Source organism: Shewanella sp. MSW, assembly GCF_007636515.1.
GTDB lineage: Bacteria > Pseudomonadota > Gammaproteobacteria > Enterobacterales > Shewanellaceae > Shewanella > Shewanella indica.
This window is the reverse complement of sequence record NZ_LVDR01000012.1, coordinates 85941-103267: the sequence shown is the minus strand read 5'-3', so window position 1 is coordinate 103267 and position 17327 is coordinate 85941. Positions and strand designations below refer to the sequence as shown.

General features: G+C 55.4%; 11 protein-coding genes. 5 read left to right on the top strand and 6 right to left on the bottom strand.

Going from position 1 to position 17327, the window contains the following annotated elements:
- Positions 1-78 precede the first annotated feature (78 nt).
- The 4 genes from nagA to AYI96_RS14100 all read right to left on the bottom strand — a co-directional run bounded on the left by nagA (position 79) and on the right by AYI96_RS14100 (position 6364).
- Positions 79-1224 carry an N-acetylglucosamine-6-phosphate deacetylase gene (gene nagA, locus AYI96_RS14115; protein ID WP_144361817.1) on the bottom strand — a complete coding sequence of 382 codons (1146 nt, stop codon included), beginning with the start codon at positions 1222-1224 and terminating at the stop codon, positions 79-81.
- Between the two features lie 49 nt (positions 1225-1273).
- A complete protein-coding gene (gene nagB-II / locus AYI96_RS14110; protein ID WP_101054025.1) occupies positions 1274-2272 on the bottom strand; it encodes a glucosamine-6-phosphate deaminase NagB-II in 999 nt (332 codons plus the stop codon).
- Positions 2269-3216, bottom strand: a complete 948-nt coding sequence (gene nagK, locus AYI96_RS14105; RefSeq protein ID WP_144361816.1) for an N-acetylglucosamine kinase — start codon at positions 3214-3216, stop codon at positions 2269-2271. Before nagK ends, nagB-II begins: the two co-directional genes overlap by 4 nt.
- 445 nt (positions 3217-3661) lie before the next feature.
- Positions 3662-6364 carry a family 20 glycosylhydrolase gene (locus AYI96_RS14100; protein WP_144361815.1) on the bottom strand — a complete coding sequence of 901 codons (2703 nt, stop codon included), beginning with the start codon at positions 6362-6364 and terminating at the stop codon, positions 3662-3664.
- Between the two features lie 623 nt (positions 6365-6987).
- Between AYI96_RS14100 and AYI96_RS14095 the strand changes: the two genes are divergently transcribed.
- Positions 6988-7674, top strand: a complete 687-nt coding sequence (locus tag AYI96_RS14095) for a SapC family protein (protein WP_039033662.1) — start codon at positions 6988-6990, stop codon at positions 7672-7674.
- Positions 7675-7840: 166 nt separating this feature from the next.
- On the opposite strand, the gene AYI96_RS14090 is transcribed toward AYI96_RS14095, so the two are convergent.
- Positions 7841-9196 (bottom strand): NCS2 family permease, encoded by a 1356-nt coding sequence (locus AYI96_RS14090; RefSeq protein WP_144361814.1) that lies wholly within the window; start codon positions 9194-9196, stop codon positions 7841-7843.
- 352 nt (positions 9197-9548) lie between these two features.
- On the opposite strand from AYI96_RS14090, the gene AYI96_RS14085 reads away from it, so the two are divergent.
- From AYI96_RS14085 to torD, 4 genes are all read left to right on the top strand, one after another.
- The gene (locus tag AYI96_RS14085) at positions 9549-9701 is read left to right on the top strand and encodes a nitrate reductase (RefSeq protein WP_025009952.1); all 153 of its coding nucleotides are present in this window, start codon (positions 9549-9551) and stop codon (positions 9699-9701) included.
- Positions 9702-9721: 20 nt separating this feature from the next.
- Positions 9722-10900 (top strand): pentaheme c-type cytochrome TorC, encoded by a 1179-nt coding sequence (gene torC / locus AYI96_RS14080; protein ID WP_144361813.1) that lies wholly within the window; start codon positions 9722-9724, stop codon positions 10898-10900.
- Between the two features lie 12 nt (positions 10901-10912).
- Entirely contained in the window at positions 10913-13402 is a 2490-nt protein-coding gene (gene torA, locus AYI96_RS14075; protein WP_101094934.1) for a trimethylamine-N-oxide reductase TorA, read from the top strand.
- Between the two features lie 71 nt (positions 13403-13473).
- Positions 13474-14103 carry a molecular chaperone TorD gene (gene torD, locus AYI96_RS14070; RefSeq protein ID WP_144361812.1) on the top strand — a complete coding sequence of 210 codons (630 nt, stop codon included), beginning with the start codon at positions 13474-13476 and terminating at the stop codon, positions 14101-14103.
- Positions 14104-14294: 191 nt separating this feature from the next.
- Here torD and torS read toward each other — a convergent pair whose 3' ends face one another.
- A complete protein-coding gene (gene torS, locus AYI96_RS14065) occupies positions 14295-17165 on the bottom strand; it encodes a TMAO reductase system sensor histidine kinase/response regulator TorS (protein ID WP_144361811.1) in 2871 nt (956 codons plus the stop codon).
- Positions 17166-17327: the final 162 nt, after the last annotated feature.

The window sequence follows — 17327 nt, the reverse complement described above, 5'->3', positions numbered from 1 at the left end:
TGTTATTATCTTTATCCGGGTAAAAGCTGCACTGCTTATGTGAAGACGGTTAATGTGTTCTTGGCGCAACGGCTTATTTCAGTACACTCTTTCCTCGGCGGCGTAAACCAATTGACCGCCGATATAGGTGCTTTGCACCTTGAGTTCATTATCGAGCACCAGGAAATCGGCACGTTTGCCCGCAGCCAAGTGGCCTTGCTGCTCAAGCCCAAGAAATGCCGCCGGATACTCGCTCGCCATCCGTATGGATTCTTCAACACTGAGCCCCAGCAGAGAGACAGCGTTTCGCACCGCGGTATTCATATCCAGCACACATCCGGCCAGCTCTCCTGTGATGGCGTTGAGTCTGTCGCCCTGGCGCAGCACCTGCTGGCCAAAGAGCTCAAAACTGGCATCTTGCTCCAACCCCACAGGTGGCATGGCGTCCGTCACCAAAATAATCTTGCCTTTAGCCTTGGCGCGGATAGCCACCTTGGCTGCGGCCGGATGCACATGATGACCATCGACGATAAGGCCACACCAACTGGCCTCGTCCTCTATGGCGGCGCCCACCATACCCGGTGCTCTGGAGCCCAAGGGCGACATGGCGTTGTAGAGGTGAGTAAAACCGCTGGCACCTGCCGCCAGGGCCGAACGCACGGTATCATAGTCGGCATTGGAGTGACCTAGACAAACACGGACACCGGCCTCGACCAAGGCACTGATAACCTCAGGCGCCACATTTTCCGGCGCCAGAGTCAGCAAACGAACACCCAAGTCCTGACGGCTGAACAGTGCCAGCTCGGCATCGGAAATTCGGCGGATATACTGCTGTGGATGCACGCCTTTCTTCGGCACAGACAAGTGCGGCCCCTCAAAATGTATCCCCAACACCCCTGTGCTTTGCCTGGCTATCGCCTCGGCCACCGCATCGGCCGCGCGGTTCATCACTTCGATTCTGTCGCTGATCAGGGTCGGCAAGAAGCCCGTGGTGCCGAACCTGGCGTGGGCCCGGCCTATGGTTGCGATACACTCGAGTGTAGGCTCGCCGTTAAACAGCGCGCCGCCACCGCCATTGACCTGCACATCGATAAATCCGGGTACGACCAGGCCTTGCAGGCGGATAGCATCTGAACCTGCCGCAGAGCCCAAGGCCTGCAGATGGCCGTTCTCCACGGCAAAGCTCAGATTGTGATGATATTGCCTGCCATCGAACAAGCGCTCGGCGATAAAGGTTTGCGTCATTCTCTGCTCTCCACAGCGTTATCCAGGTTGGGCACGTCGGCCACTTTAATCAAAGGGTTTGGGTGACTTTCTTAAGCCCGGCCGGTTGATCCGGATCTATGCCTCTGGCTATGGCCACAGCGGCCACATCGATATAAAAACGCTGCAGCAATGCCAGTGGTGCCACTCTGGGGTGAACCTCATTGGCGGTTTGCTTGAGGTGCACCAACTCAGCGCCGCGGCGCCCGACTTCGGCTATCTGCTCAAGATGGCTGGCATAGGATTCATCGGCCACACAGACATCGACTATTTTGAGCTGGTTCTCCACCAGGGTCACAGGGCCGTGAAGAAACTCGGCGCTGGAGAAGGCCTCGGCATGGATAGCACAGACTTCCTTGAGTTTGAGCGCTATCTCTTTACTGATGGCATAACCCAGTCCTCGTCCCAGCACTACCAGGTTGTTGCTGCCCTGCAAAGATTCGGCAGTCAGTTGCGGTTCTGCATCCACAGCCGCCTGCAGCGCCTGGGGCAATTCATCTATGGCGCGGGCCAACTCAGGGCTCTGGGTCCAGGCAGCGGCCAGTTGCAGCAGCGCCGACAGGGTAGCCAAATAGCTCTTGGTGGCGGCCACCGCCTGCTCCTCTCCGGCGCGAAGCGGCAATACAAGATCGACTATGTCCTTGATAGGTGCGGTTTCATCATTAACCAGCGCCACGCAAAAGGCACCGGCTTCGCGGGCCATCTTGGCCTGGGCCAGAATATCCGGGCTACGTCCCGACTGAGAGATGACTATCACCAGACCACCGGCCAACTGCAAGCGCTTGCCATAGACACTGGCCACCGAAGGCGCGGCGGCAAAAGTAGGCACACCGGCCTCTATTTCAAACAGATACTTGGCAAATACCCCGGCGTGATCGGAAGAGCCGCGACCCACAATCATCACAAACTTGGGCGCAAACTCGCGCAGCCGCTGCCCCAGTTTCCGGGTTAACTGGTCATTGGCCTGCAACTGGTTGGCAATCTTCTCGGGAGCACTGCGAGCCTCGCGCTCCATTATGGTATGGGTCATGGTTTCACCTTTGCTAAGTCGTATGCGCCGGCATCGGCCGGACGGGCTGAAAATTGCGAGTGTTGGTGCATGGCAAAGTGCACGGCACCGATTTCCGGTGGCGCCAACACGGGGGCGATTCGTTCGACCACATCGTCGGCCAGCCAGGGCCGGAGCGGCTCGGCCAGGCCGCCTATCATGGCAAATCGCGGCGGATTGAGTTCAAACAGGCGCCGTGCCAACTGGCTGATATAGTCGGCACCTTCGCTGACAATAGTGGTGGCGGTATCATCGCCCTCGGCCGCACAGGACAGCACTATTCTCGCCAGGGCGGCATAACAACTGGAGGAGCGACCGGCGAGGTTTTCCACTATCCCCAAGGCATCGGTCACCCCGAAATGGGCCAGCAATTTGGCGCCAAGGGCTGTTTGCGGCGCAAAACCATCGAGCGACAACAACACCTGCTCCGCGGCTTTCAAGCCCATCCAGGCACCACTACCCTTATCGCCCAGCGCAAAACCATGACCACCGAGAGACAATTGCCGTTCGCCCACATGGGCATAACCACAGGAACCTGTGCCTGTGATGATGACGGCACCCTCTTCCCCCTGGTGGGCGCCTATGCAGGCGGTATGCAGATCTGTGGTCAAATACATGGCGGCAAAGGGATGCCTCCAATCGAGGATCTCCTGATAAAGCCTGGGAATATTGACACCGGCAAGCCCGAGACCGGCCACCATATTGGCGCAATCGGCTTGCTGCAGACCGGCATCGGCCAGGGCCAAACCTGTAGCACTGATGATGGAGTCGAAAGTTTGGCTCAGACCGTGCAAAGGATTGGCCCGACCGGCAACTCCGGTTCCCAGCACACCCTTTTGCCGGCAGTAGAGGGTTGCCCGGCACTTACTGCCGCCGCCGTCTATCCCTATAAACACTTGTGTATCCGGTGTCGGGTTTTCCCCCATGGCAGACCTCTTTCTGTTTCTTTTATGGTCACGGCGCAATCTGGCGCGGCGGAACACTGACAAATCGCTGCAGTAAGGCGCCTTTCAGGATTAACCCGATGACATTCCACTGAGCGCACTCAAGTTAAAGCTATAGTTAACCATGTGGTTAAACTAATGTTACATCACAAATGACAGCGTTGTCATTTAATTTTAATCAGCAGAGATAAATCGACTCATGGCTAGGACTCGCCATTGACTAATACATTGAAAATTAACCAATAAATATTCAGCAAGCCACTATCTTTGAGCGACTCGGGCCCCTTAACCACTCTTAAACGCCACTCTTCTAAACGCAACTCAAGTATTAAAACCAGGCATTAAAAACCGGGCATTAAAAATAAGTCAGGCAACGTGGGCTGGCGTTATCTGTTAACGCCAGCCCACATCCGTACCTGCTTAAAGACTAATTCAGTGGCTGAACCCGGCTATAGCGGCGGCCATCGGGCGAAACACTGCGAAGCTCAAGCGGCGCAGCAATTGCCACAGGGCCGCGATACTCCTGCCATTCAGCCCCTGGTCGGCGATATTGGATCTTGAGCCCGGGAAAGATGATATTGGCCTCAAGCTTGCCATCCTTGATTCTGCCGCCCGGCAGCGGCAAACGGTAATGGACCCCGGCCTTATCCAGCTTGGCCAGTTCCTTATGCCCCAGGATGTTGGCCAGTCGATGCCAATCCTCTGCCTGCGCCTGTCGCTGCTCGGCAACGAAGTGACCGGAATCCTGGCTGTAACTTGCCCCCTGATGCCGGTAAGCCAGTTCCCAGTCCGGCTTATGCCAGGCCTTTTCCGCCAAAACCAAGAGGCGAGGGAAAATCATGTAGGCTGCGGTCGTGTCGCTGCGAATCGTCTCGCTCCAGAGTTGCCCCTGCAGGCCTATAAAGCCCCTGCCCGGCGCCATTGGGCCGCTGAGACGCTTTCCTTGTGGGCTGAGTTGCTCTGTGTCATCGGCGACAAAAGGCCTGGCCTCAATATCGCCCCACTGCTCGGCATTGGCCGGCAGGTTATCCGGCATAAAGCTGTGTAACTTGCGACTGTTGCTGCTGCGACTGGCCCAGTAATAGCCGGGCTCTTTCGGATCGGCCGCCGGCGGCATATCGAAATAGAGTACTTCCGGGTTGGACAGTACAGTATCCCAGCCGAGATTGGCCTGGGCATGTGCCCGTTTGAAGCCGCCGTGGGCGACTATGTCCCAGATATTGCTTTGCACCGGGCTCGGCATATTGGCCGGGTTGACGTGACTCATGCCATCGCTCCAACCGGCAGCCTCTATGCCGCGATCGGCCAGCATCTGCGATACCCGCTCAATAAAGTAGGCGCCGAGGGCCGATTTGTCGGCCACTCGCTGCGAATTGGCCGCAATAAAGCGTTCACAGGCCGGCGAGTCGAGCCAGGCACCGGCGGTCTCATCGGCACCTATGTGATAGCGCTTAAGCGGTACTCCGGCGGCCTGATGCAGCTTGGCAATTTCATCTATCACCTTGGCGACAAAGGTGTAACTGGACTCCATACAGACATTGAGCGTGTTGTCGTTGTAATACTGAATAGAGCTGTAGACAGTGGCATCCTCGGGATCCGCCAGCAGATATTGGCTGGCGGCCTGACTGTCGCCCTGAGCCAATAACTTGCGGCTGCGGGCCTGCATCGATTTGATAGCGGCGCGGGAGTGACCCGGCATATCCATCGACGGGATCACCTGGATCTGTCTTGCGGCGGCAAACTTGAGAATGTCGATATAGTCCTGGGTCGTGTAGTACCCGTTGACCTGAGTCTCAGGATTGGGGCCACTGCCGAGTTGCGGCAGCAAACAGCGGTTTTCATCGAGATCATGGCAACGCTTGCTGCCAATCTCGGTCAGCTCCGGCAGGCCGGGGATCTGCAGGCGCCAGCCTTCATCGTCGGCCATGTGCAAATGCAATACGTTGAGTTTATAAGCCGCCATCTGCTCCAGCAGGCTCAGCACAAACGCCTTGGAGTGGAAGTTGCGGCCAACATCCAGATGCATACCACGAAACGGGTATCTGGGGCCATCTTGAATGCGCAGCTGTGGCAGTGCTATTGATTGGGTATCATCGGCAGGCAACTGCAGCAAGGCGGCAAGACTCGCCAAGCCATAGGAGTAACCCGCGGCGTCTGCGGCGGCCAGGTTAATTTCGCCGGCCTCAATCTCGAGTCGATAGTGCTCGCTTTGCCCGCCCTTGAGCGGCAGCAAGTTAAGCGCCAATCCTTGCTCGCTCTGGCTGACACCCAGCCTTTGTAGGCGCAAGAGCGCCGCCTCAAGTGATTGCAGCTCGACTCCGGTAGCTATGTGGCTCGGGTTAAGCTTAATCCCGGCATTGAGGGTGACGGGTGTTTGCTCAAGCCAAGTCACTGAATCCGGCTTAGGAATAAGGCTTGCCACCGCAAGGCCGGCATCATCGGGAGTATCGGCATTTTGGCCGAAGACGACATTGGCGGTATCCCAGGGCAGCTTATCCTTTGAGCTGCGGCGATATTGTTTCTCGGCATCCGTATAAGGCTGCACATAGGGAAGCAACTCAAGCCCGGTATCCGGGTCTTGCTTAACTTCAGTGCTGGCGATGACCTCCGGCTTGAGCCCCTCAACCACCATGTAATAGTTGGGCATGGCATCGATTTCCGACAGCTGCCACAGCTCACCGCGAAAATTGATGATTTCGCTGACACCCTTTTTGAAACCGCCGAAGGCGGCGGTTGGCGTCAGACGATGCAGATCGCCCTGAATATGCTCTATATGAAACTCAGGCGAGGCAACCGAGAGTACCGGACGCATCTGGCTAAAATAGATGGCCCAGTCAGAAGCGCTGAGATCTTCGCTCGGAGTCAGGCGAATTTGCGCCTGGAAACAGCGGCCTTCGGCACGGCTCGGGTCGCAGTTATCATCCGGCACATTGGACAGCACAGCATATTTCAGCTGCAAACTCTGGGCAAAGCTATGCAGCTTATTCTGAGTCAGATCTTCACTCGAGGCTTTTGACGAAGAACCGGCTTGGCTCTGCCCTGGTTCAGTCCCGGTTGCCGGCGGCTTGTCAGAACAAGCCGTCAGCCCCAAGCTCAAGGCAATGGCTAACGCCGCGATAGTTAACTTCATTCCGTTACTCTCCTGTCCTTATTATTGTTTTCACCATGATGCCATATTCCCTGTCGACTCAAGCAGTGGCTGTCACCTCAACAAGCTATGTTGAGTGACAACCGGGATAAAAAAATGGCCAGGTACTGAAATCAGCACCCAGCCCACTCTAGTTTCCGGGGAGAGACTACAGTATTGAAAACACAGTTGCGCAGCCGCCCGACAGATACTCAACTGTGGAAGGCATGTAAAGGAGACCTCATCCTCGACATGCAGACCTTACAAGACAGCATGGTCATGGAAACAATAGTCACACAAGCAATGACAACGCTGTCATCGATAAACATACACAAGTACAAACCTTATTTCTACATTTTTTTGACAATTTTTATTTTCCCAAGCCCCCTTGAAAACAGCGCTTGCAAACATATTTTTAACAATGACATCCAGTTTGCCCACTGTTAACATCCGCAGCATGCTTGGGGTCACAAGCCAATAAGTCTCAAGCTGAACTTTTTACTGGTTTGCGGTACTAATACAACCGAAGAAGCGGTTCTGGCCCGATATTTCAGTGACGATTTATTTTCCGGTGCGTCAGTTGATTGGCTGACGGAACCTCAGATAACAACAAGGATAAAAAGACAATGACAGCACAATACGTCCCGCTCAACAACGGCGCACACAAGGCTCTGAAAGTCACTCCAGGCATAGATTTCAGCGAATTTGAGCAGCACCATATGTTGCCCTTGCTGGTGCAGGAATTTTTGCCTGCCGCCACCAGTTTCCCGATCATTTTCGCCAAGAACAGCCAAAGTGGAGAATTCCAGCCGGTTGCCATCACCTCTCTGAAGCCTGAGAGCAACTGCTTTATCAAGGACAACACCTGGACCCGACGTTACCTGCCAATGCAGTGCCGGATGCAACCTTTTGCCGCCGGTGACTCCAGCCAGGAAAATGTACTTATCGGTATCGATGTCAACAGCAAGCATGTCAGCGAAGACAAGGGCGAAGCCCTGTTTACCGAAACCGGTGAGCAGACCGAATTCCTGAAAAACCGCATCGAATTTATCGGCAACCTGATTGAGTACCGTGAAATCACCAAGCAGTTCGTCAAGACCCTGACCAGCCATGAATTACTGCAACCCAAGACTCTGACAGTAACCAACAAACAGGGTGAAAAGAGCAATATAGATGGCCTCTATATCGTCGATGAGCAAAAGCTCAATGCCCTGAGCGATGAGGTTAAACTGGAATTTGCCAAGCGCGGCGTCTACTCACCGGTTTATGCTCACCTGTGCTCACTGAATCAAATCGACTTGCTGCTGGATTAATCCACTCATCCCTATTCCGGGACAATAAAAACGGCGGCCAAAGCAGTAATGCTTGGCCGCCGCCTTATTGGATCACGGTTAGTTTGCCCTATAGGGAATTAAAAGCGCCAACGAGTTAAGCCTTGTTTGCCTTCCCTAAACCAAGCCTAAAGCTTGAACTTCAGGGTTAAATGGCCCAGCCGCCCATATAGAACACTACCAAGCCTATGGTGATAACCAACACACCAGGCTTGAGCTTACGCCACTCACCGCTGCAGATTCGGCCGATAACCAGGGTCGCAAACCCCAACATAATGCCTGTGACTATGTTGCAGGAGAGTATGATGAATACTGCGCAGGTCAGTCCCGCCATGGCATCCACCTTGTCATCGAAGTCCAGCTTGGTGACATTGGACAACATCAGCAGTCCCACATACATAAGCGCAGGCGCCGTGGCGTAGGCAGGTACCAAATAAGACAGGGGTGCCAGGAAGATCATCAGCAGGAACAGTACCCCCACCACAGTGGCGGTCAGGCCTGTTTTTCCGCCTGCTGCAGTACCGGCGGCCGATTCAATGTATACAGCGGCAGGTGCGCCGCCCACCAGACCGGCGAAGATAGAACTGACAGAATCCGAGGTCAGCGCCTTGCCGCCCCCTATGATGTTGTCGTCCTTATCCAGCAAATTGGCTTGTCCGGCCACGGCTCTTATGGTGCCTGTGGCATCGAAGATAGCTGTCATCACCAGCGCCAGCACTATCGGCAGCACCACAGGGTTAAGGGCGCCCATGATATCCAGTTGGCCAATCAAAGAGCCTTCAGCGCCTAAGTCGGGTATGGCAAACACGCCTTTGAACTCCACATTGGGGTCAAACAGCAAACCAAACACTGACAGGGCGATTATCACTAACAGAATGCCGCCCGGCACCCGACGACGCTCGAGTCCGATAGTGGCAGCCAGCCCCACAACAGTGGCGATCACCGGCAGGCTGTGGATGTCGCCGAGCTTGACCGGCAAACCGGTATCATTGGCCACAATCAGTTGCACACTGTTAGTGGCAATCAGCAGCAAAAACAGGCCGATACCTATCCCTGTACCATGGGCAATCCCCTTGGGCAGGTTAGCAAGCACCCACTGGCGAACGCCGGTAACGCTCACCAGGGTAAAGACGATACCCATAAGGAAAATCGCCCCCAGGGTGACAGGCAGGCTCATGCCCTGCCCCAACACCAGACTAAAGGCGGTAAACGCAGTCAGTGAGATGGCGCAGCCTATTGCCATCGGCAGATTGGCCCACAGACCCATCAGCAATGAGCCGAAGGCGGCAATCAGACAGGTGGCAATAAACACGGAGCCGGGATCAAACCCGGCCTTTCCCAACATGGAGGGTACAACGATAACTGAGTAAACCATGGCAAGAAACGTGGTCAAACCGGCGATCACTTCCTGGCGGACAGTGCTGCCACGAGCGCTGATATTGAAGAAGCGTTCCAGCCATGACGATGTAGTAGGTACAGCGGTATTTGTCTTTGAAGACATCATAATTATTCTACCTTTTTGATCTCTTTATTCGGGTCAGATGACGCCGGCTACGGCAGGTGAGAGCCCCGCTGGGCGGGTGAGAGATCCACAACAAAACGTGACCTGCAGGTGGTGGGCACCAAGGAGTATCGTCAAACGATGTCCAACGCAGCCTTTGTTGGTCGCGGATAATACTGCAAATTGGCGCCCCCGGCTAAAAAGATTTCGGGATCTGTGGCTCATCCTGAATATGCAGTTGTTCATAACTTTTCATATTTTCTCAAATCCCATTCATTGGCAGCGCAATCGCCATTCACATCCTTTCCCTATAGTGGCCCCATCAAGCAAACCCTGCTGCGTTGGAGCAATCACTATGTCTGAGTCCACATCAAGCAAAAAACAGGAACTTATGGCCCACGGCCTGATTATTTTCATGCTGTTTCCGGCCCTGACCATCACAGGTATCAGCCTCTATGGCCTGATCATCTGGATCATGCTGGCCCTCGGCGGCGTCGCCAGTCACTGATACAAGAGAGGATTGAATAGATGAAACGGTTAATAACAATCTGGCGTACTCTCAACCGCCCAACCAAGTACCTGAGCCTGGGCGCCATCAGCCTGTCGGCCTTTATCATGGGTATTATCTTCTGGGGCGGCTTCAACACGGCGCTGGAAGCCACCAACACAGAGGCCTTCTGTATCAGTTGCCACTCGATGGAGAGCAATCCCTATCAAGAGCTGCAGCAAACTGTGCATTGGTCGAATCACTCCGGCGTGCGGGCAACCTGCCCAGACTGCCACGTGCCCCACGACTGGAGCCGCAAGATAGCCCGTAAGATGGAAGCATCTCACGATGTCTGGGGCTGGCTGTTCCAAACGGTCAACACTCCGGAAAAATTTGAAGCCAAGCGTCTGGAAATGGCCAGCCGTGAATGGAAACGCTTTGCCCGTGACAACTCCCAGGCCTGTAAAAACTGCCATGACTACAAGTCAATGAAATGGGAAGAGATGTCAGCCCTGGCGCAAAAACAGATGAAACAGGCGGCCGAGAAAGATCAGTCCTGCATCGATTGCCACAAGGGCATAGCTCACAAGCTGCCTGATATGGGCACAGCCAGAGCCCCGGAACTGATTGCCGAAGTGGGTTCGGGTGAGACTTCACTGCAACAGGGCGGCAAATATTTCAGCGCCTTGACCAAGCCTCTGTATCTGGATGACAAGAGCGCGGAAGAAGCCGGTACTCTGAACGTGGCCACCGAAATCAAGGTACTGGAGCTCAAGGGCAAGCGCGTCAAAATCGCCATCGATGGCTGGCGTAAAAAGATAGGTGCCGGCCGGGTGATCTACATGGACTTCGGTATCAATATCCTCTCGGCTCAATTGACCAAGGCCGCTGCCGAAACCGACGGGGTGATCAAGACCTTTGAAGAGAAAGAAGATCCCATGACTGGCCTCAAGTGGCAGCGTGTGGAAGCCGAGATCTGGACCGACAGCGATTATCTGCTGACCGAACTGGCACCACTCTGGGGCTATGCCCGCAGCACTTATGCCTCTAGCTGCAGTGTCTGTCACACCCAGCCCGATGAGCATCACTTTGATGCCAACACCTGGCCGGGCATGTTCCAGGGGATGTTGGCCTTCGTCAACATGGATCAGGACACCCAGGCACTGGTGCAGAAATACCTGCAACAACATTCTTCCACCTTCAGCAAAGAAGAGCACTAAGAGGTTGGCGTTATGAACAGAAGAGACTTTTTAAAAGGCCTGGCCTCCACTTCCGTTGTGGTTGCCGGAAGCAGTTCGGTACTCGCTCCCCTGTCGGCGCTGGCCAAGGGGATGGATGACGGTGACGCCTGGCTGACCACAGGCTCCCACTTCGGTGCATTTCGTATCAAGCGCCGCAACGGGGTTATTGCCGAAGTCAAACCACTGGAATACGACAAGTATCCCACCGACATGATCCGCGGTATCCGTGGCCTGGTCTATAACCCATCACGGATCCGTTATCCCATGGTGCGGCTCGACTTCCTGCTCAAGGGACACAAGAGCAATACCCATGAACGCGGCGACTTCCGTTTCGTTCGTGTCACCTGGGACAAGGCCTTGACTCTGTTCAAAGAGTCGCTGGATATCATTCAAACCCAGTACGGCCCATCTGGCCTGCACGCCGGACAAACCGGTTGGCGAGCCACCGGACAGCTGCACTCAAGCACCAGCCATATGCAGCGCGCCATTGCTATGCACGGCAACTTCGTCAAGAAAGTAGGCGACTACTCCACCGGCGCCGGGCAAACGATTATGCCTTATGTGCTGGGCTCTACCGAAGTGTACGCTCAAGGCACCTCCTGGCCGCTGATCCTCGAGCACAGCGATACCATAGTGCTCTGGTCCAACGATCCATATAAAAACCTGCAGGTGGGCTGGAACGCCGAAACCCACGAGTCCTTCGCCTATCTGGCGCAGCTCAAGGAAAAGGTCAAAGCCGGTAAGATCCGGGTGATCAGCATAGATCCGGTCGAAACCAAGACCCAGGCCTATCTGGGTTGTGAGCAGCTGTATGTCAACCCACAAACAGACGTGGCCTTGATGTTGGGTATCGCCCATGAGATGTACACAGCCAAGCTGCACGATGCCAAGTTTATCGAAGGCTATAGCCTGGGCTTTGAAGAGTTCCTGCCCTACCTCCTGGGCGACAAAGACGGCATCGCCAAGACTCCGGAATGGGCCGAAGCCATCTGTGGCGTCAAGGCTGAAGTCATCCGCGATCTGGCCCGTACCCTGACCAAGGGCCGCACCCAGATCATGATGGGCTGGTGCATTCAGCGTCAGCAACACGGTGAGCAGCCTTACTGGATGGCAGCGGTACTGGCCACCATGATAGGCCAGATAGGCCTGCCTGGCGGTGGTATCAGTTATGGTCACCACTACTCGGGTATCGGCGTACCTGCCACAGGTGCCGCCGCGCCGGGCGCCTTCCCGCGCAACCTGGACGAAGGCCAAAAGCCACTGTTCGACAACAAGGACTTCAAGGGTGCCAGCAGCACTATTCCGGTCGCCCGCTGGATAGATGCCATTCTGGAACCCGGCAAGACTATTGATGCCAACGGCAGCAAGGTCACCTATCCGGATATCCGCATGATGGTGTTCTCGGGCAACAACCCCTGGAACCACCATCAGGACAGAAACCGTATGAAGCAGGCGTTCCGCAAGCTGGAATGCGTGGTCTCCATAGATGTGAACTGGACCGCCACCTGCCGCTTCTCTGACATAGTCTTGCCCGCCTGTACCACCATGGAGCGCAACGATATCGATGTCTACGGTGCCTACGCCGGCCGCGGTATTCTGGCGATGCACAAGATGGTTGAACCGCTGTTTGAAAGTCTGTCTGACTTTGAGATATTCACCCGCTTTGCCAAAATACTCGGCAAAGAGAAGGAATACACCCGTGGGCTAACCGAAATGGAATGGCTGGAAAAACTCTACAACGAGTGTAAGGCCGCCAACCAGGGCAAGTTTGCCATGCCGGACTTCAACGAGTTCTGGAAGCAGGGTTATGTGCACTTCGGTGAAGGGCAAAACTGGGTCAGACACGCCGACTTCCGCGAGGATCCTGAGATCAACCCCTTGGGTACTCCTTCAGGCCTGATTGAAATCTTCAGCCGTAAGATTGCCCAGTTCGGTTATGATGACTGCCCAGGCCACCCAGTGTGGATGGAAAAATCCGAGCGCAGTCACGGTGGTCCAGGCAGCGATAAGTACCCGGTTTGGCTGCAGTCCTGCCATCCGGACAAGCGCCTGCACTCACAGATGTGTGAGTCCAAGGAATATCGCGAAACCTATACGGTGCAAGGGCGTGAGCCGGTTTACATCAACCCTGAAGATGCCAGGGCCCGCGGTATCAAAGACGGCGATCTGGTGCGGGTGTTCAACGACCGCGGTCAACTACTGGCCGGTGCCGTCGTCTCCGGCCGTTTCCCCAAAGGGGTAATTCGGATCCATGAAGGCGCCTGGTATGGCCCGGTCGGCAAAGATGGCAGCGTCGAAGGCGGCGCCGAAATCGGTGCCCTGTGCAGCTATGGTGACCCCAATACCCTGACTCAGGATATAGGTACCTCCAAGCTGGCGCAGGCTTGCTCGGCCTACACTTGCCAAGTGGAGTTTGAAAAATTCACCGGTAAGGCGCCCAAGGTATCCTCCTTCGATGGGCCGATTGAGATAAAAATCTAAGGGAAGGTGCAAACAAGTCCCACGAGAACTTATTCGCATCATCCCTAATCGCAGATAACTGAGGTAAGCCAATGGAACAGTTAAACCAAGGCAGAGCCATGCTGTACAACTTCCTCTCGGGCCTGTTCGCCCGCGAGTTGAATGCCGAGCGCCTGAATCAATTGACGGCGCCGCAGAGCAAGGACTTCTGGCAACAGCTGAGCAGCGATCCTGCCCTCAAGCAAGAAGCCAAGCTGATGGAGCAAAAACTGCTGGCCATCGCCTGGATGCAGGACAGAGACAAGGCGCTGCTGGAGCTGGCGGCAGACTTCTGCGGGCTGTTTCTGGTGGGTAGTAAACAGAGTGCTTCGCCCTATGCAGGCCTCTATCTGCAAGCGGATGACGATGTCACCCTGTTCGGTGAACAGCATCAACAGATGCTGACCTTTTTGCAGCGAAGTCAGCTGCAGCTGAGCGGTGACTTCCCCGAGCCCGCCGACCATCTGGCGGTGATTCTGGCATACCAAGCTCATCTGTGTCTGAACGCCTCGGCCTCAACGCAGCAAGAATTTCTGCAAGAATGTCTGCTCAGTTGGTTGGAGCCATTTTGTCAGCGGGTGATCGAATGCGATCGCGGCGGTTTTTATGCCGCGCTCGCGCGCCTGACCCTGGCCTTTGTTCAAAGCGATGCCGAATGGCTAAAAGGCGCCGCAGCGCACTGAGCGAGGCGATTTAGACCAGTGCTGACTCAAGTGCTTGCCTGAATCAAACGTAACACAGCCTCCCCCTAATCAAAGGATCAAAGGGTCAAAGGGCGCCAACTCGAGTATCGAGCGGCGCCCTTTCTATATCATCAGTAGCCGGTAAATGCTGCGCTTCTTCTCTTTCGCTTAAACCCCAGGTAAAAAGCACCTTAGTCTGATTGCTGCTCAAGCCAGTTTTCGAGCGCCTGCAATGATGCCGCTACGCAATCTGTCAGCTCGGTAAGTTCCTCGTCGCTCAAAGGATTGCCAACCTTGATGGACTGTTCCAGTGCGGCGCAGCGCAAATGCAGCGCTTCAAGCCCCATGTTGCCACTGCTGCCCTTGAGTGCGTGCAGCTTGGCAGCCATGATATCCCGTTGCCCATCCGCCGCCTTTAAAGCTTGCAGCTGCGCGTCACAGCTATCCACAAACTGTTGCCGCATCTCCAGCAAAGTGGCCTTGCCGAGTACCTGCAAGTCCTGCTCAAGTTGCTCCAGCGCCAGCCATTGGGCGTTGTCCGTATTGCGGGATTTAAGGCCCGGCGCTTGGATATCCTCCTCCTTATGGCGCTCATCACTCAGATTCGAGCCGGAGACAACCCCTAGCCAATTGGCCAGTGCCTGCAATCCCAAGGGCTTACCCAGCACTGTATCAAAGCCCATGGCCTGATAATCAGCCATGTCCTGAGTCTGCAACTGGGCGGTAAAGGCGGCAATAGGCACCTTGGTGCCCAGCTGTTGCCTGAGCTCAGGCAACAGCTCGCTGCCGGAGCCGTCACTCAGCTGTAAATCCAGCATCACGGCATCAAAGGGGCCTGACGTGTTATCAAGCAACACACTTCGCGCCTCAGCCAAACTGACACACAAGAGTGATTCATGTCCAAGGTGCGCCAAAAAGCCCTGAGCCACCAGGGCGTTAACCCTGTTATCTTCCACCAGCAACACCCGCTTGGCGATTTCACTCTGCGGCAGGCGACTCGATTGTTGCTCCCCCTGCTCACAGGGCTGAAGCGGCACACTGAAACTGAAACGGCTGCCCTGCCCCGGCGTACTGATAACGTCTATGGCGGGCTCATCCTCGCTCTCACGGCCATTCATCAGTTGCACCAGGTCACGACTGATACTCAGCCCAAGCCCGGTACCCCTGGCACTGGCATGGGTCGCCTCTGTGGCATAGGGGGTAAACAGATGCGCCATGGCTTCGGGGCGGATGCCGATACCTGTGTCAGTCACGCTGAAGCACAGGCGTGCACCTTCAATACTGACCTCCAGAGTCACACTGCCCTTGGTGGTAAACTTGATCGCATTGCCCAGAAGGTTAAATAATACCTGCCTGAGCTTGGGCCCATCAAGCCAGACCCATTCGGGCAATTCCGGCTTTAACAACCTGAGCTCAAGCCCGGCAAGATTGGCCCCGGCCAACATGATGGCGGTCACTTCGTTGAGCAGCGCCGGCAACTCCACAGCCCTTGGCTCATTGAGCAGCCTACCCTGCTCCAGACGTGAAAAATCGAGAATGTCATTGAGCACGGTTTGCAGTTGAGTGCCACTGTACTGGGACAACGCCAACATCTGCCGCGCCTTGGCGGGTAACTCCGCCTGCCCCAGCAGACTCAGGGTACCGAGCAAGCCATTAAGCGGTGTACGTATTTCATGACTCATGGTTGCCAAAAACAGCGACTTGGCCTGACTGGCTTCCTCCAACTGGGCATTGGTCTGGGCGAGCTCGCGGGTTCGCTCGGCGACCTTCAGCTCCAGCGCTAATTTATGCTCGGTCAACTCGGCGGCGGTGCGTTGCAGATCCTGCTGCAACTTTTGATTATGAGCCGTTTTCTGTTTGAAGGCTTCCAGCGCCGAGGCCATGGCAGTAAGTTCATCATCACCGTAGGAGCGTATACTGACATTGGTATCGCCAAGACTCAGGCGACTGAGTGCCTGGGTGGCATCGCTCAAGCGCCGGGCGATGCCCTTATAGATAACCTGCCAACTGACAAACAGGATCAGCAGCAACATCAAAGCGCCCGTCCCCCAGAGCCCTGCGCTGGCCCAATTGAGCTGCCCCAGATAGTCGCGGCGGGCCAAATTCAGCTGTTGCTGTTGGCCTTCGAGGGCGGCATCCACGGTTTGCTCCATCGACTTGAGGTTATCAGAAATCACCAATTGCCTTTGTTCCAGTTGCTGCTGCAACTGCCATATCGCTTCGGCCAATTGTTGACCGGCAATGACCTGGTCAAGACGAGCAAATTCTGCCTCGAGCGCCTCGGCTCTACCTGGGTCCCGAACCAAATCGGCCACAGGAATACGCTTGAGCAATCCCGGGGACAGGGCATCATCGGTCAACGGCGCCTGGTTGATGGCGCCGACCAAGTCTTGCGGCGCATCGGCCGCGGCAAATATCTGCCCGAGCAAGGCTATCTTGTGGGTCAGTTTCAGGGCGCGGTTGAGCTGCTCGGCGCTGCTGAGATCCAGCTCTATAATGTCATCTACTGTCTCAGCGCCAGGGATCTGGCTCAGCTTGGCAATAATAACTGAATCCAGCACCGCCAGCTCGGAACGCAGCAGATTATCGGCCTGCTTGGAAGCCTGTACCAGTAAAAGTCCTTGCTGCTTCAGCGCTTGGGTACGCTCAAGTCGCTCGCCAGTCTGTTCGCCGAGTAAGGTCAGCTCGGCGATAATGGTGGCCGCCGCCTGTTTAAGGTTGGCCGAATCCGGCACCGCCAACTGCTCCAGGGTCGCTATCGCCGCCAACATGCGATTGCTTTCAAGAGACAGGCGGCGTCCCAAATATTGACGCTGCTTTTCATCTGCAACTGTGCCCAGGCGCTGGGCATTCTCCGCCAACGAGGTGGCCGACTGCGATAACTGCCGCGCGGCTTCTGATGCGGGCAAGGCCTTCTCATACAGAAAACTGTCGGCACCCTTGACCCAGTGCAGGCTCAAATTGCCCAGAGTCACCAGTAATAACAGCAACAGCGCCAGTAAACAGAACGCCAGCATCAGACGGCCGGTCAGGCTGCTCAGCCATGAAGATAAAGGTCTCACTTGTTATCCTTGTTGATACCGGTTCGCATAGGCATTGACTCACTCAAACATTCAGCAGGAATGCTATGGTAGAATACTTGCATCATATATCAGGGCCTTCCCCATGAGCCAATTTTCCGCCAAGTTTGAGGCTGTGTTGCCTGCAACTAAAAAACCGCTACA

What these genes read in the sequence shown, in the direction of transcription:
- nagA (WP_144361817.1), bottom strand. Translation starts at nt 1,224, where the DNA reads ATGACGCAAACCTTTATCGCCGAGCGCTTGTTCGATGGCAGGCAATAT.
- nagB-II (WP_101054025.1), bottom strand. Translation starts at nt 2,272, where the DNA reads ATGACCCATACCATAATGGAGCGCGAGGCTCGCAGTGCTCCCGAGAAG.
- nagK (WP_144361816.1), bottom strand. Translation starts at nt 3,216, where the DNA reads ATGGGGGAAAACCCGACACCGGATACACAAGTGTTTATAGGGATAGAC.
- AYI96_RS14100 (WP_144361815.1), bottom strand. Translation starts at nt 6,364, where the DNA reads ATGAAGTTAACTATCGCGGCGTTAGCCATTGCCTTGAGCTTGGGGCTG.
- AYI96_RS14095 (WP_039033662.1), top strand. Translation starts at nt 6,988, where the DNA reads ATGACAGCACAATACGTCCCGCTCAACAACGGCGCACACAAGGCTCTG.
- AYI96_RS14090 (WP_144361814.1), bottom strand. Translation starts at nt 9,196, where the DNA reads ATGATGTCTTCAAAGACAAATACCGCTGTACCTACTACATCGTCATGG.
- AYI96_RS14085 (WP_025009952.1), top strand. Translation starts at nt 9,549, where the DNA reads ATGTCTGAGTCCACATCAAGCAAAAAACAGGAACTTATGGCCCACGGC.
- torC (WP_144361813.1), top strand. Translation starts at nt 9,722, where the DNA reads ATGAAACGGTTAATAACAATCTGGCGTACTCTCAACCGCCCAACCAAG.
- torA (WP_101094934.1), top strand. Translation starts at nt 10,913, where the DNA reads ATGAACAGAAGAGACTTTTTAAAAGGCCTGGCCTCCACTTCCGTTGTG.
- torD (WP_144361812.1), top strand. Translation starts at nt 13,474, where the DNA reads ATGGAACAGTTAAACCAAGGCAGAGCCATGCTGTACAACTTCCTCTCG.